At 46.2% G+C, this 22,921-nt stretch carries 22 protein-coding genes; 20 read left to right on the forward strand and 2 right to left on the reverse strand.

Translation table 11 applies throughout. The features are described from left to right. Window positions 1–9: 9 nt before the first annotated feature. The 16 genes from V5G20_RS03675 to V5G20_RS03750 all read left to right on the forward strand — a co-directional run bounded on the left by V5G20_RS03675 (window position 10) and on the right by V5G20_RS03750 (window position 15,224). A complete protein-coding gene (locus V5G20_RS03675) occupies window positions 10–939 on the forward strand; it encodes an SGNH/GDSL hydrolase family protein (RefSeq protein ID WP_327955771.1) in 930 nt (309 codons plus the stop codon). Then, entirely contained in the window at window positions 936–1,958 is a 1,023-nt protein-coding gene (locus tag V5G20_RS03680; RefSeq protein ID WP_327955773.1) for a Gfo/Idh/MocA family oxidoreductase, read from the forward strand. The genes V5G20_RS03675 and V5G20_RS03680 overlap by 4 nt, the downstream gene beginning before the upstream one ends. A gap of 14 nt (window positions 1,959–1,972) precedes the next feature. Further along, window positions 1,973–2,947 (forward strand): Gfo/Idh/MocA family oxidoreductase, encoded by a 975-nt coding sequence (locus tag V5G20_RS03685; RefSeq protein ID WP_327955774.1) that lies wholly within the window; start codon window positions 1,973–1,975, stop codon window positions 2,945–2,947. Window positions 2,948–3,023: 76 nt separating this feature from the next. Further along, window positions 3,024–3,365: a flagellar protein FlaG gene (gene flaG, locus V5G20_RS03690; RefSeq protein ID WP_327955775.1), complete on the forward strand. Its 342-nt coding sequence runs from the start codon at window positions 3,024–3,026 to the stop codon at window positions 3,363–3,365. Window positions 3,366–3,377: 12 nt separating this feature from the next. Further along, on the forward strand, window positions 3,378–4,910 hold the full coding sequence (gene fliD, locus V5G20_RS03695; RefSeq protein ID WP_327955776.1) for a flagellar filament capping protein FliD: 1,533 nt from the start codon (window positions 3,378–3,380) through the stop codon (window positions 4,908–4,910). A 15-nt stretch (window positions 4,911–4,925) separates the two neighbouring features. Beyond that, entirely contained in the window at window positions 4,926–5,303 is a 378-nt protein-coding gene (fliS, locus tag V5G20_RS03700; protein WP_327955777.1) for a flagellar export chaperone FliS, read from the forward strand. 11 nt (window positions 5,304–5,314) lie between these two features. Continuing rightward, window positions 5,315–5,674 (forward strand): flagellar protein FliT, encoded by a 360-nt coding sequence (locus tag V5G20_RS03705; protein ID WP_327955778.1) that lies wholly within the window; start codon window positions 5,315–5,317, stop codon window positions 5,672–5,674. 232 nt (window positions 5,675–5,906) lie between these two features. Further along, complete coding sequence (gene istA / locus V5G20_RS03710) at window positions 5,907–7,412, forward strand: IS21 family transposase (protein ID WP_023555239.1); 1,506 nt, start codon at window positions 5,907–5,909, stop codon at window positions 7,410–7,412. Next, entirely contained in the window at window positions 7,409–8,137 is a 729-nt protein-coding gene (gene istB / locus V5G20_RS03715) for an IS21-like element helper ATPase IstB (protein ID WP_023555238.1), read from the forward strand. The genes istA (V5G20_RS03710) and istB (V5G20_RS03715) overlap by 4 nt, the downstream gene beginning before the upstream one ends. 414 nt (window positions 8,138–8,551) lie before the next feature. After that, window positions 8,552–9,451, forward strand: a complete 900-nt coding sequence (locus V5G20_RS03720; RefSeq protein ID WP_327955779.1) for a polysaccharide deacetylase family protein — start codon at window positions 8,552–8,554, stop codon at window positions 9,449–9,451. Further along, window positions 9,442–10,554, forward strand: a complete 1,113-nt coding sequence (locus V5G20_RS03725) for a hypothetical protein (RefSeq protein WP_327955780.1) — start codon at window positions 9,442–9,444, stop codon at window positions 10,552–10,554. Before V5G20_RS03720 ends, V5G20_RS03725 begins: the two co-directional genes overlap by 10 nt. A gap of 17 nt (window positions 10,555–10,571) precedes the next feature. Then, on the forward strand, window positions 10,572–10,811 hold the full coding sequence (locus V5G20_RS03730; RefSeq protein WP_327955782.1) for an acyl carrier protein: 240 nt from the start codon (window positions 10,572–10,574) through the stop codon (window positions 10,809–10,811). Then, the gene (locus V5G20_RS03735) at window positions 10,811–11,560 is read left to right on the forward strand and encodes an SDR family NAD(P)-dependent oxidoreductase (RefSeq protein ID WP_327955783.1); all 750 of its coding nucleotides are present in this window, start codon (window positions 10,811–10,813) and stop codon (window positions 11,558–11,560) included. Before V5G20_RS03730 ends, V5G20_RS03735 begins: the two co-directional genes overlap by 1 nt. Then, window positions 11,560–12,912: an AMP-binding protein gene (locus V5G20_RS03740; protein WP_327955784.1), complete on the forward strand. Its 1,353-nt coding sequence runs from the start codon at window positions 11,560–11,562 to the stop codon at window positions 12,910–12,912. The genes V5G20_RS03735 and V5G20_RS03740 overlap by 1 nt, the downstream gene beginning before the upstream one ends. Continuing rightward, window positions 12,909–13,979: an acyl-protein synthetase gene (locus V5G20_RS03745; protein ID WP_327955785.1), complete on the forward strand. Its 1,071-nt coding sequence runs from the start codon at window positions 12,909–12,911 to the stop codon at window positions 13,977–13,979. The genes V5G20_RS03740 and V5G20_RS03745 overlap by 4 nt, the downstream gene beginning before the upstream one ends. A 12-nt stretch (window positions 13,980–13,991) precedes the next feature. After that, entirely contained in the window at window positions 13,992–15,224 is a 1,233-nt protein-coding gene (locus V5G20_RS03750) for an acyl-CoA reductase (RefSeq protein WP_327955787.1), read from the forward strand. A gap of 152 nt (window positions 15,225–15,376) precedes the next feature. On the opposite strand, the gene istB (V5G20_RS03755) is transcribed toward V5G20_RS03750, so the two are convergent. Continuing rightward, window positions 15,377–16,180 (reverse strand): IS21-like element helper ATPase IstB, encoded by an 804-nt coding sequence (gene istB / locus V5G20_RS03755; protein WP_024982952.1) that lies wholly within the window; start codon window positions 16,178–16,180, stop codon window positions 15,377–15,379. Then, a complete protein-coding gene (gene istA, locus V5G20_RS03760) occupies window positions 16,177–17,400 on the reverse strand; it encodes an IS21 family transposase (protein ID WP_024982953.1) in 1,224 nt (407 codons plus the stop codon). The genes istB (V5G20_RS03755) and istA (V5G20_RS03760) overlap by 4 nt, the downstream gene beginning before the upstream one ends. Before the next feature lie 342 nt (window positions 17,401–17,742). Between istA (V5G20_RS03760) and V5G20_RS03765 the strand changes: the two genes are divergently transcribed. The 4 genes from V5G20_RS03765 (at window position 17,743) to V5G20_RS03780 (ending at window position 22,869) form a co-directional block, all read left to right on the forward strand. Beyond that, complete coding sequence (locus tag V5G20_RS03765; RefSeq protein WP_338463166.1) at window positions 17,743–19,893, forward strand: hypothetical protein; 2,151 nt, start codon at window positions 17,743–17,745, stop codon at window positions 19,891–19,893. Then, entirely contained in the window at window positions 19,890–20,192 is a 303-nt protein-coding gene (locus V5G20_RS03770) for an EscU/YscU/HrcU family type III secretion system export apparatus switch protein (RefSeq protein ID WP_003388308.1), read from the forward strand. Before V5G20_RS03765 ends, V5G20_RS03770 begins: the two co-directional genes overlap by 4 nt. A gap of 43 nt (window positions 20,193–20,235) precedes the next feature. After that, on the forward strand, window positions 20,236–20,673 hold the full coding sequence (locus V5G20_RS03775; protein WP_003388307.1) for a YaaR family protein: 438 nt from the start codon (window positions 20,236–20,238) through the stop codon (window positions 20,671–20,673). A gap of 564 nt (window positions 20,674–21,237) precedes the next feature. Then, entirely contained in the window at window positions 21,238–22,869 is a 1,632-nt protein-coding gene (locus tag V5G20_RS03780; protein ID WP_327970530.1) for a peptide ABC transporter substrate-binding protein, read from the forward strand. Window positions 22,870–22,921: the final 52 nt, after the last annotated feature.

The raw sequence follows: 22,921 nt of genomic DNA on the forward strand, positions 1-22,921 counted from the left end.
CAGGTGGTTGTGCAGAATACTGATTCCCAAAAAATCAAAAAGTCTGGTGACAACATGAACATTTTAATTCTTGGTGATTCTCTTGCACTTCCTAGACCACATAGAATCAAAGAATATGACCCTATAAATGAAAAAGAACTTGCTGTACATTTTAAAGAGACTTATGGTTTTTTGCTTGAAAAGCAACTTAGAGCAGATTATCCATCTGCGGATTTCTCAGTAACAAACCGTGCACAGCGCTTCTCCACCATTAAAAATATTGCTCAACAATTTTGGGATCATCTTTTTTATTTCGAACCAGATGTTATCATCTTGCAGGTAGGAATCGTTGACTGTTGGTTCCGTCAAGACCTAAATGGCAATCAACTTGTTAACGCTAGTGAGTTTGATTTGTATTATCGAGAAATACTTAAATTATTAGAAAAACGACCAGAAACAAAAATGATTGTAATTGGGATTTGTCCAACATCAATGAAAATGGAGCAGAAATTCCCGGGATTATTAGAGCAAATTTCTCTTTATAACCAAATATTGAAAAGCGGAGAAAACTTTCATCAAGTTTTTTTTGTGGATATGGAAACGCATGTACTGCCGCATGCCCCCAATCAATTCCTGTTACCTGATGATCATCATTTAAACAAACAAGGTAACCAGCTAGTTAGTACATTGCTACTTCCAAAAATAAAAGCGTTCTATGAAAATGTAAACGGTTGTCTCCACTACGAAGTTGATATAATGACAAGTTATCGTCATTTTCTCGAATCGTATGAGCTGTTTCCTTATTATGGGGACAACTTGTACAATTTGATATATCTTTCCTTTCAGATGGAAGATTGGGGCACCACGGCTGAATTAATAAAATTTGTTCGCTTAAATCATATTCAACACCCTAATTTATTTAAACTAATAGAATCGATAAAGGAGCATATGAATAAATGACCACAGTAGGAATCATTGGATTGGGGCCGATGGGTCAAAGGTACATAGAGGCAGTCCAGCTTCTGGGTAATGTGAAAGTGGCGGTAATGGACCTAAAAGAAGAAGCAGTTGAAACATTGAAAGCTCGTTCGTTAGACCTTGAGATTTCATCATATACAGATCATCATGATTTACTAAAATCAGAGGCCCTAGATATCTTGATCATCGCAACAAATGGACCGAGCCATTATTCACTTTTTTTAGATGCAGTTGAATACGGCGTGCAAAGAATTATTTGTGAAAAGCCGATTGCAACCTCCTTGTTTCAAGCTAGGGAAATGATCAGGATTTCTAAGGAGTCCGGAGTACTGTTTGCTGTCAACCATGCTAAAAGATGGGCGTCCTGTTCTTATGAATTGCGGAAAAAGATTAAAGAAAACGTTATAGGCCCCGTAGAAAGCGTTATGTTTTCTATGGGCGGGGGGCAAATGGCATGCAATGGGACACACTTCATTGATCTGGTTAGCTATTTATTAGATCAGAAGGTCATACAGATATATGGCTTTTTAAACGACGAGGGTATTCCCAATCCTCGCGGGGAACAATTTAAAGATCCTGGCGGATACGCCATTCTACATTTTGAATCCGGTACACGAATGTTCTTTGAAATGACTGAGGATTTGGGTATTCCGCCTCTTCTTGTAATAAATGGAAAATATGGACGGATTACCATGAATGATTTGAAAAAGACATATGTTTTAGAAGCGAGAACCATAGAAGATCGAGTTCTGCCAGTTACGAGATATGGAACAGAATTAAAAGTTATTGAGTCAGGAATATTAGATAGAAATATTATTCAAAGTAGTTATGAACTTATATTGAATATGCTGAAAGATAACCTTTTTGATAATCCACAACACGCTGTAGAGGCTCTAGAGGTTATTATCGGAATACATGAGTCGCATCGAGCAGGGAATAAACCGATAACTTTGCCGCTGACAGATGAAGAAGCCGTTTCTAGGCAATACATGTTTACATAATAAAGGGGACGGATATGATAAGCCTTGGAATTATCGGAACCGGTGCTATCGCTACTCATTACATGCAAGCAATCGACTGGTTAAATAAAAATCGAAAATATCGGATTCAAGTATGCGCAGCTGTGAACCGTACTCAGGAAAGCAACAGGAGGGCAAGTTATGAATTAGGGATACCTCGGACGTATACAGATGCAGGTGAAATGGTTGAAAGGGAAAGGCTAGATGGGATTATCGTTTCTGTTCCTTCGACCTCTATTTACTCTGTCACGACGAGCATGATCCCCTATAAAATTCCTTTACTTATTGAAAAACCACCTGGCGTAACTTTTAAACAAACGAACGATATGGCGGAGTTGGTGGGAAAATACAATACAAGCATTATGGTTGGCTTTAACCGACGTTTTTATAGCGTGGTACGACAAGCTCAAAGAGTCATTGCAGAGGCCGGAGGGCTGCTAGGCATGAGAATGGACGTTTTCGAACGTTATCGCATGCTTCGAGAAAATCAATACCCTTCTGAAAAGTTGGAGTTGCTCTTCGAAGGCAATAGTATTCACTGTATAGATTTAATTCGATATTATTGCGGAGATCCATTGATGGTAAGTGCCTTTCTTAACAAGGAATCGGTAGAACCATTTAATCATCGCTATTCTGCTTTAATAGTTTCCAATTCAAATATACCTATAACCTTTCAAGCTTATTGGCATGCCCTCGGCAATTGGAACTATGAACTGTATATTCCGGATGGACGAATTACGTTTTCGAACCTAGAACAAGCATGCGTCCAGTTTAGAAAAAAAGAACCCTATTCTCTTATCCCCGAAGAAGTAGATACTGAAGTTAAACCGGGTTTCGTGGAGCAGTTATCATATTTCATAAATGAGGTAATTGGTAACCGGCGTTACTCAAAATATGAAGGCAAGATGTCCATTTACGATGCTGTTTATACAATCAAGTTGGTGGAATCTCTCCAGAATAAGGGAGAATAATAAAGTGGCGATAAAGCTTTTCCAAAAAAAATCCGATAACAATGGTAAGAAAGATTTATCCTAAGGAGGATTGTCAATGGACGTCGGTTCAATCCAAGGCTATGGTAAGGTTAAGACGTATTCTGATGGAACCATTTCCAGCACGAATGCTCAGCCTGCAGACAAAACGCCACCGTCCCTAGATAAACAGCACAGTATTGGTGAGATAGAATCTGAAATTGCGGGCATAAATAAGTGGTTACAAACAACCAGCTCACACATTAAATTTACACTGCACGAAGATCTTAATGAATACTATGTTCAAGTTATCAACGACCAAACAAATGAAGTAATCAGAGAAATTCCCTCAAAGAAAGTAATGGATATGGTTGCTAAAATGCACGAAATGATCGGATTGCTCGTAGATGAAAAAAGATAGGAGGGGTCAAGCATGTCTCCCATTCGCTTTACCGGAATGGCTTCCGGTTTAGACACTGAGAAGATGATTAAAGATTTGATGAAGGCTCAACGAGAACCAGTAAATCGTCTCATCAGAAAAAAACAGACTGATGAGTGGAAACGAGATACCTATCGAGAAATGAATAAGCTTCTTGACGAGCTGAAAAAATCTGTTGATGCAATCAGATATTCTTCTAACTTCAAGAAGAAAGTTACGTTCTCAGAAAACGATGGAGTAGTGTCTACCAAGGTTTCTGGCATTCCGCAATTTTCCACATATGCAGTTAAAGTTGAAAAGATGGCAAAAGCGGAGAGTCCTGCAGGCCTTTCACTCCAACTCGACAACGTGGTCGACAAGAGCCAACCACTTGGAGCAAAAGGCATCTTTACGATTAATGGAGTAGACATTTCAATCGATGTCGATGATTCGATTTCCAGTATTAACGCAAAACTTGCCGAAAGAAGTGCTGATAACAAGGCTTTGATAGAAGCCAGTTTCGTAAACGGATCGCTGGTGTTCACCTCCAAGTCCGGAGCTGAACTAACGGAAACCGATCCGGATGACCCCAGCAAAAAAATTTTTTCTGTAAGTTTTACTGCTGATCCTGATGGTACTAGCGGTAAAGTAAAGATCAGCGGCAATGTGAATTCCTCTGCACGCACTGATGGGGAAAAAGGGATTATTTACATTAATGGAGTAAAACTTGAGACGACCACCAACCTTGTTTCCTTTGACGGTATAGACTTTACCATTAAGGGGGATAACGGTGGCCAGGTCGTCAATGTCAACACAAAAACAGATGAGGACGCTATTTTTAACCAAATCAAAGGCTTTGTAGACAAATACAACGAAGTCATTGAAAAAGTAAATGCTAAAATCTCTGAACCAAGGTATAGAAGCTATAAGCCTTTGTTGGATGAAGAAAAAGAAGAGCTGCCAGAAAAAACTGCAGAAAAGCTGGAGGCTATGGCCAAGAGCGGTATTCTGTTGCGTGACCCGATTTTAAAATCAGCCTTGGACCAGATGCGCTATGCTATCAGTGCACCATTGAAGGGCAGTGGTGTAAATGAGAAATTTGACACACTGTCCGAAATCGGCATTGGTGGTCCACCGAGCGGTAAATATGCGTATCAAGAGAACGGAAAGCTCTACATTAATGAGACAAAATTGCGCGAAGCCATTAGAAATAACGGAGAAGATGTGCTCAAGTTATTTACAAATTATAGTAAAAGCGAAGACCCCACCACCAAGTTTAATGAAAGCGGTGTTGCGGAGCGACTCTTTTCTCAACTTACTAAAGCAATGGATAAAGTAACAAAAGAAGCTGGTAGTTCGAACATTGCATTTGATGACAGTGCTATCAGCCGTAGCATCAGAGATACAGACAAAGAAATTGAACGGTGGGAAGATCGTCTTAAAATGATCGAGGATCGCTACTGGAAGCAATTCACAGCGATGGAAAAGGCGATGTCCAAGTTCCAGTCACAAGGCAACTGGTTCGCACAGATGCTTGGCCAAAAATAACAGGGAGAGATGCAGATGTTACATAATGCTGCTCAGACCTACCAGTCCAATCAGGTAACAACGGCTACTCCTGGGGAATTGACACTGATGCTGTACAATGGCGCGATCAAGTTTATCAAGCAAGCAAAAAGTGCCATGGAAGAAAAGAATGTAATAAAAGCTCATGAATTTTGTTTGAAAGTACAAGATATCTTGTACGAACTGCTTTCAACATTAAACCAGGATTACCCTATTTCCAAAGAGCTTGCGAAAATGTACGATTACATGCTCCAGCGGATGATTGAGGCTAATATGCGCAAGGATGCTTCCATTTTGACAGAAGTGGAAGACTACTTTGTCCAATTCCGGGACACCTGGAAAGAAGCCATGCTTTTAGCAAAGAAGCAGGGTTAAGGAGCATTGGCATGGCAATTTATATGGATGAAATTGTAAAACAGATGCTCCAACTGAGTTGTAAGTTGGAGCATACCGTGTTAAATAGTGACAGTGAGCCAGAGGAGTGGGTATTGCTTCTAGATGAACGGCAATATCTCATGAAACAATTAGATGAAGGTATTCTGGCAGGTGAAGTACTTTCAGATCACCAGAAAATGTTGTTAGCCCAGATTCATGGTATAGACCAGCGATTGCAACCTATTATGTTAGAACGGAAACAAGGTGTAGAAAAAAAGCTTAGAGAGATTCAACGTAGCAAGACGGCTGTGGATGCCTATCATGAGGCTGGTCCAAGCGCATATGGAGCTTTTTTTGACTCTAAGAAGTAAAAAAATCTATCTCTCCTTAAGGACTCGAAAACTTCCTACGGAGAGATAGATTTTTTTAGTAGATATACAAAGAGTGGGAGATATGTGTTTATGGCAGGATAAAAGTGCAGAGAATTGCGGCGGAAAACTGCAGAGTTCCACCGCAATTCTGAGGCCATGAAAAAGGCACTTGCCAACATCCCCCTACAAAATCTACCCTTGGATTTGGCTAGAATCTGAGGGAGTGAGAGGAATGTTGAAAGTGCCACAACAACAGTATATCCGATTTTTGCGGGAAGTCGAAGGGTGTTCGATTCAGGAAATTGCGGAACGTGTCCAGGTGAATTGGCGAACCGCCAAGAAATATGCGGATCGCGACGATTGGAATGAACCGGTATGCAAGCGAAAAGGCCGCCATCCGGTGTTGGGACCGTACTTAGAGATTATTGACACATGGCTGGAGGATGATGAGCGTCTTCCACGCAAGCAACGCCATACAGCCGTCCGCATGTTTCAGCGGTTACGGGATGAGTACGGCTTCCCTGGCGGGCAGCGAACGGTATCCGAATATGTCTCCAAACGGAAGAAAGCCATGGCAGCCGAACGAGCCGAACATTTTGAGCGTTTGGAGCATCCAGGCGGGGAAGCCCAGGCTGACTTTGGGACGGTGTACGTGGTCAAGTCGGGAGAACTGGTGGAGCGGAAAGTATTGACCCTGTCGTTTCCGTACAGCAATGCCGCCTTTGTGTTCCCGGTTCCGAAAGAAAACACGGAATGCTTTCTGGAGGCCTTAGGGCGGCTATTTCAGCAAATGGGAGGGGTTCCTCGCAAGATTTGGTTTGACAACTTGTCCGCTGCTGTTGTGTCCATCCAGCAAGGCGGAAAACGAGAGTGTACGGAAGCGTTTCGGCGTTTCTGCGCCCATTACCGCTTTGAGCCCCTGTTTTGCAATCCATACAGCGGCCATGAGAAAGGCCATGTGGAAAACAAAGTGGGGTATGGACGCCGGAACTGGTGTGTTCCGCCACCGGTTATCGATACGCCGGAACAACTGGAGACGTATTTGGCGGAAGCTGCCCGTGCGGATATGCAGCGCCCTCACTATGTGAAAAAGCAAACCATTGCCGAGTTGTGGAAGCAAGAAAAATGCAAGCTGCTGACGCTGCCGACGACACCGCTGGAGATTTTCCGGCTGGAGACGTGCCACCTGAACAAATACGCTGAGCTGTCGTTTGACGCGGCTCTCTTCCCGTTGCCGCAGTGTCGGGCCATGCAGCCGGTTTTGGTGAAAGTCAAGTGGGATGTGCTGGAGGTGTTAACGGCAGACGGGACATACACCCCGATTGTGACATTGCCTCGTCCCTATACGGAGAAAGTCATTCCAGTAGATTGGAAGGCGGTATTGAAGAGATATGAAAAACGCCCGCGGGCGGTGATGTATTCTTCCTTTACCAATATGATGCCTCAGGCGCTCCAAACGTTTTTGACGGTGGAAGACATGAATGCACGAAAAGCACGAATTCGCCTGCTCCATCGATTGCTCGACACCTATACGTTGAAGGAAATCGGGCAAGTACTGGGAGAATTGTCGCATCAGCAAGAGCATCTGGCTGTTGCCTTGGAGCATGCCCTTTACGCGATAAAACACCCTGTTTTCCGCCCGGAACCGTTTTCAGAGTCGCATACACCCCCTGCCCTTCACGGGCAGATACCCATACTGGATGAGTACGACCGGATCCTGGGGGTGAGGGTGGAATGAGAGAAGAGCTGGCAAAGGTGTGCAAAACTTTGCATTTGGCGCATGTGATGGAAACCTATGAACAGGTGCCGTTTGAAGATCGGGAGAGCTTCTTGCTGGGAGTCTTGCGGATGGAGATTCAACGGCGGGAGGAGACAAAGCTGAAGCGACTGATAAAGAAAGCCGCGTTTCCCCAACTGAAGACACTGGAAGATTACGCTTTTGAGGCAGTCACCTTACCGGAAACATGTACAAAGGAGGGATTGATCGACCTACGTTTTTTGGAGCGCAAGGAAAATGTGCTGATGCTGGGAAAAGTGGGCACGGGGAAGACCCATCTGGCAACAGCGCTTGGCGTAGAGGCGTGCCGAAGGGGATATGCCGTTCGATTCTTCCGTGTTCCCGATCTGGTTGCGCTCTTGCAGGAAAAACACGCGAATGGGGCACTGATGCGGTTTCAAAAAGAACTGGCAGACTGTGAGTTGTTGATTTTGGACGAGGTTGGGTTTGTTCCCTTTCACCAAACGGGGGCTGAGCTGTTGTTTCATGTTATCTCGGCCTGCTATGAGAGAAACAGTGTGATTGTGACGTCGAATTTGGAGTTTGGGCAGTGGAATACGGTGTTTGGAGATACGCGATTGACGGCAGCCCTTGTGGATCGCCTCGTCCACCACGCCCATATTCTGGCGTTTACCGGAGAAAGCTACCGACTGCGCCATGCTCTATCCAGCATGAAGTCTTCCTAAATTCTTTTGTATTGATGTTGGCAGTGTTCTGCATAAATTGGCCGCCAAACTCTGCATTTTTGAGTTGCAAAATACAGATATGAATAAAATGACTCCTTTAGAAACGATATTATTATAATAGGGATTAACGATTTATCCGATAATATTTTTATAAGAGGCACAGTTACAGAATTTGCTCCACGGCACCCACCAAGGATACTAAACAAAGGAAGGTGCCTAAATTGGACAAAAAGGAAAAGGCATCAAGATATAGAGTTAGTGTTTTTGCAATGTATAACAAAAGCAAAAGGAGCTTCCTTTAACCAACTTAACGAATCACTCTGTATGAGACAATGAAATGAGTTTTTCCGAACTTTACTGGAATAATCGGTATTCTTTCTGTAAATGTCTCCGGAAAACCGAAAGGAGAATCTCTTGAAAGACATTGCTATTATGTACCATTATGTCCAGACACCAAATCTTCGGGGAATTGTTCCGCTTGATCCCAGAGATTTTGAATTACAAATTGAATGGGTGACCAAGCATTATGAAGTGGTTTCGCCAGATGATTTAGGGAAGCCCCGTGGTCAAAAGCCCTTCTGCATACTAACATTTGATGATGGGACGAAGGATCAATACGAAGTGGCGTTCCAGATCCTTCAGAAAAAGGGACTCCCAGCATATTTTACTGTAATGTCTGGCCCGCTTAGGGAGCGATCTGTTCCTATTTTCCATCTTATTCATAGCGTTTTATCGCACTATTCCGATGAAGAAATTTGGGAAGAGCTATCTACTAGATTTGACGTAGAGACTGTACCTGGCCAGAGCAATTATTACTCCTATGAGTCATTCCTGCCCAGACGCTATAATAAATATGCTCTAAACTTTCATTTACCAGAGCAGCAAAGCAGAGAATTCTTAGAGGAAAAAGCTTTTTCCGTTTTCCACTCATTCGAGAATTTTATCGATAGCTACTATATTAACGAGAGCGAATTTATCAGGATGCGTCAGGCGGGTATGACTTTGGGTGTCCATGCAACGCATCATCGCCCTTTCACAGGGGACCCTCAAGCGTTTTACGACAGTGAAATTGAACCGTGTCGGCGATTTATGCGCGAAAAGCTTGGAGTTGATGCCAAATGGTATACCCCTGCCTTTGGCGGCGGCAATCAGGCGGAACGAATGATGGACGAACTAGGGGGAGTTTTGAAGCAACAAGGGTTTGTAGGAGCTTTTACGACAAAACCTGGATTCAATAACGGCCTCGATTCTTTTTGGCTTAACCGCTACGATTGTATTTCTTTACCGCCGAGGAGTGAAGTACCATGGAAGTAAGATTGTTTCGTAGGGACGAAACAGATTTGCTGCAATCATCCATTGATCAGCTTTGGGCGAGAAATCATATCCTCAGTAGGGATAAGCAGCTTCTAAATTACATGTTCTATAACAATCCGGTGAGCCAGGAGATACTTGGTGAAGATCACTACGGCTTTCTTGGGACATGGTTAGATGGAAAGCCAATGGGATTACTTGGACTGATGGCCTTTGACCTTAATTTCAAAGGCGTGAAAAAATTTGGTTTTGCTCCAACCAACTGGATTGTAGCATCCGAGTATCGGCATACAGGAGCAGGGCTGAAGCTTATGCAACAAATGTTTACATGGAATCCTTCGATGGTTCTTAACCTGGGAATCAACGCAAACGTAGCCAAACTGTACGGCAGCATGGGTGGGTATCATGTACTTCCAGATGTTCCGAGATGGATCGGGCTGATTCAAAAAAAGAAAACGGCCGAGCTTTTACTTAACGGAGATGAGAGTTTTTTACGGTACTACCGGGAGATTTCGGCTATAAGCAACCAAACATCCTGTCGAGCTATGAGGGAATTTGATCCTGAAAAATGGGATGCATGTTACTGGGCTACGTTTGCAAAACGAAGCATTGGATTTGCTAGGGATGCTTCCTTCATGAACTGGCGTTATCTCCAGCATCCTTCGTTTACGTATCAAGTGTACACTTGCACTGACAAAGAAGGAGATTACCAAGGCATTATAGTAGTTCGTATCGAAAGCATCTTTGGCGGTCAGGCGAAAATTGGCAGGCTTGTCGAGTTTATCGCAAATGATCAGGATAGCGCCATCTGCTTGGGGAATAAGCTAGTCGAAATAGGATGCGAAAATGATCTATTGTTTATCGACTTCTATTGCTTTTCTTCGATTAGCTCCTGGGGATTGGAGTCGGTCGGTTTTAAACGGGTACTGAAAAGCGAGTCAGACAAACTCGTGGTTCCAACCCGTTTTCAACCGATTGATTTAGAAGTTACCCATATGATGGCAGCACTGTATGTAAGCAAGGATTTACAGAAAAAGATTAGTATAATTGATGACCAAGCCTGGTACATCACCAAAAGTGATGCGGACCAGGATCGACCAAATTAGCTGTGGAGGGACAACTGATGACTAACAAGGAACTACTGAAAAAAGCATTTGTAGAAGCACTCAATTTGCCTCCAGAAACCGATGTCGAAGCATTACAGTATAACAGTATCCCAGAGTGGGATTCTCTTGCGCATATGGCGCTGATCTCCCAATTGGATGATGTTTTTGACATCATGATAGATACCGAGGATGTGATTGATCTGAGTTCCTACCAAAAAGCAGAGGAAATACTCTCTAAATACGGGGTAACATTCTAATGCAGGGTCTGTTGCATGATAAGGTGATCCTGGTGACAGGGGCATCAAAAGGAATCGGCCGACAAATCGCTGCAACGTTTGCCACAAACGGTTCGCATCTAGTCATAAACGGCCGCAACGAGGAGTCCCTAACCATGTTGCAGCAAGAATTGATGGAGAGATACTCCGTGCAAGTGATGGTTGCGCCTTACGATGTCCGGGACAAGGACAAAATGAAAGAGACATTTACTAGAATCAAAGCGACGTTTGGACGGCTAGATGGTCTTGTGAACAATGCTGGTGTATTGCGTGACCGTCTTCTGGGTATGATTGATGAGAGTCTGATTCAGGACACTTTTGCTACCAATTTATCAGCGCAGATCTATCACATGCAATTTGCTTCCCGATTTATGATCCGCCAGAAGAGCGGAAGTATTGTGAACCTAAGCTCGATCATGGGGAGAGACGGGGCTGAGGGACAAGTCGTATACGGCGCAAGCAAAGCGGGAGTCATAGGGGCAACGAAATCAGCAGCAAAAGAATTGGCTCCCTACAATATCAGAGTCAATGCGATAGCACCCGGGTTTATTGATACAGAGATGGCCAGAAGCATCCCCGAAAATAAATTTGCCGAACGCATAGAAAGCATCAAAATGAAACGGATAGGGACCCCGGAAGACGTAGCGAACACCGCTTTGTATCTCTGTTCCGATTTGTCCAGCTACGTGACCGGCCAAGTGATCGGTGTCGACGGAGGGATGACGATCTGATGTTTTGGGATATTCCTGCTGACGATGACGCTATTTTGCTTATTGACTCGGAAAAGGATCGAATATTTTCGTTCGAAGCAGTCCAAGAGAAGGTGGGGGAAGCTGTCCATCTTCTCTCGTCTTATTCTGCAAAGAAAAGTCTCGGCTTTCTTTATTGCGATAATTCACCGGAATCTATCATTGCTTATTTAGCCGCACTTCAGAAACGTGACGCAGTCCTATTGCTTAATGCTGGTCTGAACGATGAATTGAAAAAGGAGCTTATCCAGACATTTCAGCCAAACTGGGTCTTTTCTGAAGGCAGCTTTTGCAAAAGGAACGCCGCGGAACAGTTGGAAATACATCCGGATTTGGCAGTGCTGCTGAGCACATCAGGAACGACTGGCGGCAGCAAATTGGTGCGCCTGTCCTATGAAAACTTGCAGGCTAATGCGGAATCCATCGCACAGTACTTGCAGATTGACCAGGGTGAACGACCGATTACCACGTTGCCAATGGCTTATTCGTATGGGTTGTCGGTCATTAACAGCCACTTATCCAAGAGGGCGTCCATTGTACTGACTAATCAAGGGGTCATTTCGAAAGGTTTTTGGGACAGCTTTCACAAATACTTGGTTACCTCGTTTGCGGGGGTACCCTACACCTACAAGATGTTGCACCGTCTTCGCTTCGACAGGATGACATTGCCGTCACTCCGCTACTTTACACAAGCCGGGGGACGTTTGCCGGTTGATTTGGTGGAGTATTTTCTCGATACTGCCGAAAAAAATGGCCAAAGGTTTGTAGTCATGTATGGACAAACAGAGGCGACAGCTCGGATCAGTTATATTCCCTATGAAAGCTTGGCGAATAAAAAAGGAACCATTGGTGTGCCGATCCCCGGAGGTCATCTCGCCTTGGACAAGGAAAATTCCGAACTGATTTATCGAGGACCAAATGTAATGCTCGGATATGCACATAGCCGTGAAGATTTGAAAAAGGGCGATGAGCTTCACGGGATATTGCGAACGGGGGATCTGGCTGAGGTAGATCATGACGGATTCTATACAATAATCGGTCGGCTCAAGCGTTTTATCAAATTATTCGGGCTGCGGGTCAACCTGGATGATGTTGAGAAAATGCTGGAGAAATCGTTTTCTCTTCCCGTAGCCTGTACCGGGTATGATGACCGGATGGTTATTTTGATTGAGAGTGAAGACGACCATTGTCTTTCGCGTAAAGTTATCGAGAAGGTCCAAGAAATGTACAAGATTCACCATTCCGGACTGAAGGTTCACTTCCTCCCGCAATTTCCCGTCCTGCCCAACGGCAAGATTGACTATGCCAGGTTAAATGTAGAGGTAGACGCATGATAGAACAATTGCTTACTCAGGACAATCCATATCGTTTAGAAAAGGAAAGAAAAGCCTCAATTCTTTTGCAAGAATTGAATCAGCTCACTTACTTCCATTCCGAGAATTGTCATCCGTATCAGCAGATTTTATACAAAACCAATACCGATCGGTCAGCAAGCATATTAGAAGAAGTTCCATTTTTACCCGTACAGCTTTTTAAAATGCTCCCGCTGTATTCGATCCCGCAGGAAGAACATTTTAAAGTCCTTACATCCAGCGGGACGACGGGACAACAAGTATCGCAAATCTATATTGATCGGACGACAGCGCAATTACAATCACGCGCACTCAATGTCATCGTCAGAGATTTTCTTGGAACACAACGACTTCCCATGATTATCATTGATACTGACATTATGAAAAACCGGACGAAGTTTAGTGCGCGAACAGCGGGAACAATCGGGTTTTCCCAGTTTGGAAGAAATCACATGTATCTGTTCGACAGTGAAATGAATATCAATTGGGAACAGCTTGGCTTGTTTTTGCAAAGACACGAAGGCCAACCAAAGCTACTCTTCGGCTTCACCTTTATTATCTGGGAATACTTGCTGCAAGCTTCGCGGCGATCAGGAAAGAGAATAGATTTGTCGGGAAGTGTACTGATACATGGTGGAGGTTGGAAAAAGCTTCAGGAGCAGGCTGTAGACAATGGCACATTTAAGCGGTTGCTCTATGAGCATTTTGGCATCAGCAGGATTTACAACTACTATGGAATGGTCGAACAAGTAGGCTCCATATTTATGGAGTGTGATGAAGGTTATTTGCACACCCCTGATTTCGCTGATGTACTGATTCGAAACCCGGAAACCTTGAAACCCGTTTCTTTCGGAGAGACAGGCTTGATACAGGTATTGAGCGTTTTGCCAAAAAGCTATCCGGGGCACAGTCTGTTGACAGAAGATGTAGGAGTTATGGTTGGAGAGGATAACTGTACTTGCGGTCGTCGCGGAAAATACTTTCATGTCCATGGTCGGATACCTAAAGCAGAGCCGCGTGGATGCAGCGATACATTTTCCAAAATATAAGAGGTGAGTGGAGTGCAGATTGTAGCTCCGAGTTTTTACAAATCGGATCAATGGCGGGAGCAGGTACTACAACTAAAGCAGGCAAAGCATTTGTCCGCTTTTTCGGAGATCACTATCCAGTTTCTTGATACCTTGTCGAAGCAGCTTCTCTCAGACCGCAGCATGCGCGATTATCCAGAGTTGATGGCGTGCGCGCACTGGTTCCGAAAAGCCCATCTGTTTGAGTTAAAGAAAGAATACGAAGCATTTGCAGGCGAGCGCATTTTGAAGCCCAGGGGGACGGTTCTTCATTTTGCACCGGCTAACGTTGATTCCATATTTCTTTATTCGTGGATTCTTTCGATGCTGGTGGGAAACAAGAATATTTTGAGATTGTCGCGGAGACATAATGAGCAAATGGAAATTGTGCTTCAAAGAATAAATCATCTGCTGGCAAAAGAGGAATACCAACCGATCGCGGAGCGGACACTGCTGTTGAAGTACGATCACGAAGAGGAATACACCCTGTTTCTCTCTGAGCATTGCCATACCAGAGTAATCTGGGGCGGAGATCAAACAGTAAAAGCCATTCGGACAATACCATTGGCGACCAATGCTACGGAACTCATATTCCCAGATCGTTATTCAAAAACGATTTTTCATGCCGGGAAGGTTTTACAGTGCAATGATCATGAACTTTTCCATCTAGCCAAACAATTTTACAATGATGCGTTTTGGTTTGGACAAATGGCCTGTTCTTCTCCCCGGGAGCTATACTGGATCGGAAAATCAGAAGAGTGCTCTTTAGCGATGGATCGTTTTTGGGGTGAGCTTGGCAACGTTGTTAAACAACAAGAATATCAAAACCCTGTTGCGGTTGGGATGACCCGCCTCGCAACCGCATTCTATTACGCTACCCACTCTCACACTTTTAATGTGCAGTCTTCCTCCATACATGAACCGCTTTGTGTACGAGTAGCCCAAACTACAGAAGAGATGAGGGAGATTCACTGTGGCGGCGGCCTGTTCTTGGAACGGTCCCTGAATGAGTTGACCGAAGTGCCCGACTTGTTGCATGAAAAGGATCAGACAGTAACCTACTTTGGATTTGGCAGAGAAGAATTGATGGAGCTGATTGACATGATCCCAAACGCGGCGGTCAGCCGGATTGTCCCTGTTGGACAGGCACTGCAGTTTGGAACAGTTTGGGATGGTTTTTCGTTCTTTCTGCATTTCACCAGAGAGATCACTTTGATCGGCGATTAAAAAGAACTGCAACAATGTCCTGTTAGAAAGAGATCAAAAATGAGAAAGTCGGCCATGAATCAAAGGTCGGCTTTTTCTTGTAGTGGAGTACTTATTTGACATGATGCTGAATCACATCATCGACAGTTCCTTCCATATTGTCAACGCCGGAATTAATTTGACCCACGAGCGCCGGTATAATTTTGACCCACCTGTGCGCCTGGTGTCGAATAGATTCCGGTTTTTAGTTTTTCTTTGAGCCGGTAGCTGTTCCCCCGGATGTTCACGACGTGGGAGTGATGCAATAAGCGGTCGAGAACAGCTGTAGCAAGAACGGGATCGCCCATGAGTTCGCCCCATTCGCCAAAGCTCTTGTTGCTAGTCAGAATCATGCTTCCTTTCTCGTAGCGTGCACAAACCAACTGAAAAAACAGGTTTGCAGCGAGCGGATCGAGGGGGAGGTAGCCCACCTCGTCCACGATGAGGATGCGTGGCCTGAGATATACCCTCATTCGTTTGTCCAGGCGATTCTCTTCATAAGCTTTTCGTAAATCGCCCACGAGCTGCGCGAGAGAGACGAAATACACAGGCAATCCTTGTCCAATGGCCTCCATAGCGATAGCAACGGCTAAATGCGTTTTCCCCACGCCGGGAGGCCCGAGAAACAACACGTTTTCTTGCCTCCCAACGAACGTCAGCGCAGCCAGTTCACGAATCAGTCGTTCATCAATCCCCGGTTGAAACGAGAAGTCGAATTCGTTGAGCGTACGCCGATAAGGGAGGTGAGACAGCTTCATGCGGACCTCTACATTTCGGCGCTGGCGATCCTGAATCTCAGCGTCCAGTAGATCATTGAGGAAAGAGAGATACGTGCTTTGGCTCCGGCTGGCAGCTTCCAGCTTGGCATCAAGCGATTGGGCGGCTTGACCCAAACCAAGTTCCTCCAGACGCTGGCGGGCTTGTTCGAGCTCAATCATGCGCCCACCTCCACAAGACGTTCATACACGTCCAACGGACGCACTTCCACGTCTTGTACAGGAATCTGAACGCCTTGCGGCTTTGGATAAGCATATCCCTGAGCTGTACTCAAATTCGTGTATTGGTCCTCACACATCACTAGCCTTCGGGATTGGTACTGCTTCTCGTGCCGGGCGATGAGCTGCTTCTCGCAGTATATTTCGACGAATCTGTTTACCTCTCGTACCTTTACTTCACGTCCGCTATACCGCCATGGAACGCCATAACGAACGCCGTCGTAGCTCACAAATCCGTCACGGCTTACTTTCCTCGGTTCAAACCGGTACTTTGCCCATCGTTCCGGAGACGGAAGCATACCGAGCTTCTCTTGTGCCAAGCGATCGATCGGTCTTTCCCCAGTTGTACCGTGGATACGACGGTTTTGCTCATCGCACCAGTGTCTGGCTTGGCGATTTAGGTCACCAAGATCGGTGAATGATCGCCCTGGCATGAAGTTCTGCTCGATGAACTGAACGCTTCTCTCGACCTTTCCTTTCGTTTGGGGACGTCGTACGCGGCAAACTTTGGGGATCAAGCCGATAGCCGCAGCAAAATCTTCAAACAACGGATGCCATCTCGGCTTTCGATCATCGCCCATGCCAAGAATAACGGTCTTCATTTGGTCGGTTAGCATGGTCTTTGGAACACCGCCGAAGTATTCCAAACCGTTCATCAAGCAGCGTAAGAAACTGTGGATGTCACAGCGCTTTGTAAATTCGATGTACATCGCTCGGGAGTAACCCAACACCATCGTAAAAACGGGGATTTTACGCACTTCACCGTTTAAATCGATGTACTCGCAAATCTTCCAGTCCACTTGGGCTTGGTGTCCGGCTTTTGTCTCATAGCGTTGCACCGCAGGTGCCTGTTTTGGAGGTCGACGGGGCTTCACATAGTCCTTGATGATCGTAATGCCCCCCGTGTAACCTCGCTCTTTCAAGAGACGCAGCAGCACTTCACAATTGAAAATTCCCTTTTCGAGGTATAGATCCAGCAAGGCTTTGAACGGATCGAGTTTTGAGACTCTCTTCTTACGCGGACGAGGTTCCGGAATTCCTTCTGCGCGGAGGTATTTTCGTATGGTATTACGGGAATGACCCGTTTCCCTTGTGATTTCGCGGATACTCTTGCCGCTCACTTGAAGTTCGTGTAATCTGATCACAGTCCCACTCCTTAGCATATGTCTCCCCTCTGAAGCTACTTTGGTCGGTAATTTCAGAGAGAGGTATTCTACAGGGGTGGGTCATTTTCATTCCGGCGAACCTGGGTCAATTTTAACCCGGCGGTGACACATATAAACGGATAGAGATCATCCGCAGGCTTCGAAGGGGAAATGGCCTTCCCATTTTCCACTCAGACGCTTCCACAACCATGGAGAGCGGCATGTGATGCGGTCTAATAATATGTTAAAAACTCTGAATGCAAAGGATGACCGATTTTCACGGTTTTGTAAACTCCCTCTCGCATTCTGACGATAACAAAAGAGAGAAAGCTTCGTGCGATCCCGAGGGAGAGATGAACAATGAGAGTAAACCACCCCGCCTCTGCCAACCAAATTCAGCCCAATAGTGGTGTTCAGATACAGGAAAATAAAAGTGAATCCCAAGGGAGGACACTGGCGAACCGGCCTGCCACAGCTGGAGGGCAGCCTGACGTATCCAGCGTCTTGCGCGGCCTTGGAACCGAACCTACACCGGAAATGAAGCAGTCTGCAAAGATTCTCCTTGATGGCGGAATCTCTCTGAACAAGCAGGCAGTCCAGGATTTAAAGGAGTTCATGGGGAAAGCCCCGGGAAGTCTGGATCAAAAGCTGGAAACAGTCCAAGCCTTGGCTGATAAAAAGCTGGATGTGTCGCTTGGGCAGCTGAAGGCTGTTCATGAAGCACTGCACGGAAAGTCCGTGACCGGGGCTTTGAATGAGCTTGTTCAAAAGGGCGCCGGGAGTACGGATACCGCAATGGAATTTCAAGAAAGCTCTTTTCGTGAAAAAAAATCGGACTTCGAAAAGACTGTGCAAAGGATACGCGAGCAAATGGCCAACGGTTCAAAGGTAACGGCCGAAATGGGCGAGAAGCTCGGCAAAGTCCTGTATGAAGCGGTTCAACTTCATCAGTCGGGAAGAGAGGAGGAAGCCCGTCTACTGCTCATAAAAGCACTTGCCCAGCTAGGTGATGCGGACAGTGCCTTGAAGGTGGGACTGCCGGGACATGCCTCTTTCGCAGCAACCCCCGCGGAACTTCTTGTCCAGCTGAAGGCAGCGCCGAATCAAGAAATGTCTTTGGATCAGTTGTTTGCAAAGTTTGGCGAGCGGCTGCTCGATCTTCCCCAGAAAAACCAAGAGGCAGCCGAAACGATTGAAAAAGGGCTCGATCAGGTGCGAAATCACATGTCCGGACATGCTGCATCGCCAGAGGAAACAGGCAATTCCGCCCCTTCTGCCGGAATTGCTTATGATGATCAAGCCGAGATGCAAATGGCCTCATTTTTGACCACAAAGGATTTGGTCGTGACGGAAATTACGCAAAAGCTAAGTCAGGCCGCTGCGAACTTCCAAAGCGTAAAAAGGGAGATAGTCAGAAACATCGACAACATGCTGAAAGTTGCGGAAACCAATAAAGGGAACATTTTAGCCGGGGTAAAGCCTTTGTTGGAATCAACCATCGATGCGCTTGACAAAGCGATTTTGAAAAGCGAAATGATGATGCTGACGGACATGGAGACAGAAAAGCAGCTAATAAAGGCAAGCAGTGAATTGGCCGAAGCCAGAAGGTTCTTGGCGAAAGGGGAAAACAGCCAGGCGGCAGCAGTGTTAAAAGGAGTCCAAGCAAAGCTGGACGCACTAAACTGGAAGCCGTCCGATGTACGAATCCAGCACTTTGCGACTGGCCAAAGCATCTTTGCAGAAAAAGTCCCGCATGCTTCCCGTCTGTTTAGCCAGATTGCAGAGACGGTTCAGCACTTTCAGAATCATCCGCCCTCTGCCCGCAATACGTTCGAATTTGTCCGTTCGCTCGGATTGAATTATGAAAGCGAGCTGGCGCAGTCGTTTACAGAGCGTCATCCGGGCGAACGGGGCCAGGGCCAGGGGCACGCTCAGGAGAATCTTCACAAGAACCTGAAGCATGCGCTTCTGCAGCTTGCCAAAGCGGGCGAAAAAGGCACGACCTCTGTCAGTGGCGGTCAAGCGGTAGAGCAAGCGCTGCAAAGTATAACGGGCCAGCAGCTGCTGAGCAAGCCGGATGCGGGCAACCAGCCCCAAAGCATGTTTATGCAGTTGCCGCTTTTGCTCCAAAACGGACTCGAAAATGTAAAGCTCTACGTTCAGTCAAAAAATGAGGGGCAAAAAGTCGATTGGGAAAACTGCAGTCTGTATTTTTTAATCGAGACAAAAAAACTGGGGCCGACAGGGATTCACATTACAGCGGTGGAGCGCAATCTGTCCATTGCGATTAAAAATGACCAGCCGCAAATCCGGGAGCGTTTGGATTCTATCATAGCCGGATGCAAGGAAAATTTGGCCCAGATCGGTTACAATGTAGTAGGTGTGTCATTTGCCAAGTTTACCGAGCAGAAAAAAGAAGAGCAAGTACCGGCAGGACAAAATACCGCTGCAAATACGATGCGACCAAATGAGCCTAACCCAGCCGCGAAAGGGTTTGATCTGAAGATATGATCCGCAAGTCTTTCAATCAAAAGCAGAGACAAGCTATAAATGGTCCCATGGCAGCAGTTATCCGCTATGATCAGGAAAACGATTTCGTTCCTGCCGTCATCGCGCAGGGAAGAGGCCACCTGGCTGAAAAGATCATCTCTATGGCCAAAGACAACGACATCCCTCTCCAGGAAGATTCTTTGCTTGTAAAGAATCTGATTGATATCGATCTGGGGGAAAATATACCGCCCCAACTGTATTCGGTAGTGGCCGAAATCCTTTTGCTCATCGAGGAAATGGAAAGATACAATGGGCGATAATGGGCGAGACAGACCAGATGCTGACAGAAAGGTACGGATATAAATGGAAGTAAACAAGATCGGGCAAATATCCGTTGAACAACGAAAGTCCAAGCAGGATGTACCAGCGGATCGCGTGGCTTTTTCGGAACTGATGAACAAGGGCCGGCAACAACTGAATACGGAACGTCTTCAAAAAATGATATCAGAGATTGAAGAGCAGGGAAAAATCCTTGCCGATACACGTACGGTAGGAGATCTTCGGAAATTTAAGTCACTGGTAAAGAGCTTTCTTGACGACGCGGTGAAAAACGGACTGAGCCTCGAGGAGCAGCAAGGCTACAACCGGAGAGGACGGTCCCGTATTTTCAAGATTGTCAAGGAAGTTGACAAGAAGCTGCTTGAACTGACCGATTCCGTCTTGAAAAGTCAGGAGCCCGGTTTGCGAATTCTGGAACGGGTAGGAGAAATCAAAGGATTGCTGATAAACACGTATGCGTAATGTCTTTCACAGGTAGAGAAGCGGGATCTGGCAGGTTATCCTCAGCAGGGAGTTACTCGTGATCCGCTCAAGGAAACGTACATTTCTGCATGCAGTGAAAAGCGATCCGCGAGTCGGGGGTCCAAGCTGGGGACGGCGAGAAGAAAGCAGCATGTGGCTGGATGCACCAGGGAAACGAAAGCGACAAAAACGGATATGGAGAACCAGTAGCCTAAAAACCAACCTCGCTTGCCAAAAGTAGGGTTGGTTTTTTGTATATCGTCGGCTCAACCGTATACAATCTGTTATCTGGCTTCTCCAACTTGTCGTCCAGACAGCTTATTCAAAACAGCATAACTCCATTACAAATTGAATAACAGCAAGACTCGGAAAGTAAAAGCTCATTTCATTTTTGTCTGCGCTTGTATTCACTATTGAATAAAAAGAAAAACCGCATATGGTTCAACAACGGCCATGCACCGCTGCAACCGCACCTATACCGTGAGAAAGCAACAAGCTCACTGCAAATGGCACAAAAATTGCAAGATAATTTGAAAAAATCAAAAATACGGAGGGGTCCATCTGATGAAAAAGAGCTTTTTTTCATTCTGCTCCACACTTCTGCTCATCGCGGCACTGGTCGGATGCAGCAGCAGTCCGCCTGCGCCGGCCGGTTCATCCCAGCAACCGGAAGCGTCCACAAAGCAAGAGGGAGGAAGCGGAGCGGAACAAATCCTGCAGATGAATGGCCGGGAGCCCAAAACGCTGGATGCGGGTCTTTCCAACGACGTCGCCTCGGGTGCCTACATCCGGGCCATTTACGATGCATTGGTCCGGTTGGACAAGGACGGCAAGCCGGTCAATTCCGTCGCATCCGACATCAAGATCTCGGAGGACAAAAAGACCTATACCTTTACCCTGCGAGAGTCGAAATGGTCCAATGGCGAGCCGCTGACGGCCAAGGATTTTGCCTACGCCTGGTTCCGGACACTTGATCCGAAGACGGCCAGCAGCTCCGCGTACAAATACTATCCGATCGTCAATGCAAAGGCCTTTAACCTGGGCAAAGCAAAGAAAGAGGATGTCGGGATCAAGGTCATCGACGACAAAACGATCGAAGTGCAGCTGGAAAACCCGACGCCTTACTTTTTGACGCTGGCAACCTTTTACTACCCCGTAAACCAAAAGGTCGTGGAGGGGAACGAGAAGTGGGCCAATGAAGCCGCCACCATCGTCACCAACGGTCCTTTCAAAATCGAGACCTGGGAGCACAAGAGCAAAATCGTCCTAGTGAAAAACGAGCATTACTGGGACAAGGAAGCCGTGAAGCTGGACAAAATCGAATTTTCCATGGTGGAGGACGCCAATACCGAGCTGGAGATGTTTAACCAGGGCGAGCTGGACTGGGCTGGCGGGCCGATCAGCAGTCTGCCGGTAGATGCGATTCCGGCGATGAAAGAAGAGGGCAAGCTGCAGGCGATGCAAAAGGCGCAGTCCTACTACCTGCTGTTCCAGACGGAGCAGGCGCCGTTTACAAACGAGAAGATCCGCAAAGCGTTTGCGTATGCCATCAACCGCCAGGAGATCGCGGACAATATTTTGCAGGGCGGACAGACAGCTCTGACCGGGCTGGTGCCGCAGTCGGCTTCCCTCAAGCCGGAGGGCTATTTCAAGGACAACGATGCGGAAACAGCCAAGCAGCTTTTGGCGGAAGGAATGAAGGAGCTGGGGATTGAAAAGCTGCCGGAAATTACGTACCTGTACTTTAATTCCGACGCCCAGAAGAAAATTGCCGAAGCTCTGCAGGGCCAGTGGAGAAAAGTGCTCGGCATTGAAGTGAAGCTGATCAACAAGGACATGAACGTGATGTTTGACGAGCAGGCCCAGGGGAAATACATGATCTCGGTAACAGCGTGGACGGCCGATTACAACGACTCTGTCAATTTCCTCGAGCTGCTGATGGAAAAGTACAGCGACAACAACTGTACACTGTGGCACAGCGAAGCCTACAACGACCTGATCAACCGCTCCTACAAGGAAACGGATGAAACCAAGCGGAATCAGCTTTTGCAGGAAGCGGAGTCGATTTTGATGAACGAGATGCCAGTCACGGGACTGTACAGCAATGTGAACGTCTGGGTGCAAAACGACAAGCTCAAAGGCGTGACCGTAGACCCTCTTGGCTATATCGACATGAAGTGGGGCTACAAGGAATAGAGGTGTAGAAAGCAGTGACAGAGAATGTTTTCCCTGACCAAATAGCTGCAAA

The organism is Brevibacillus borstelensis (assembly GCF_036700025.1).
Taxonomy (GTDB): domain Bacteria; phylum Bacillota; class Bacilli; order Brevibacillales; family Brevibacillaceae; genus Brevibacillus; species Brevibacillus borstelensis.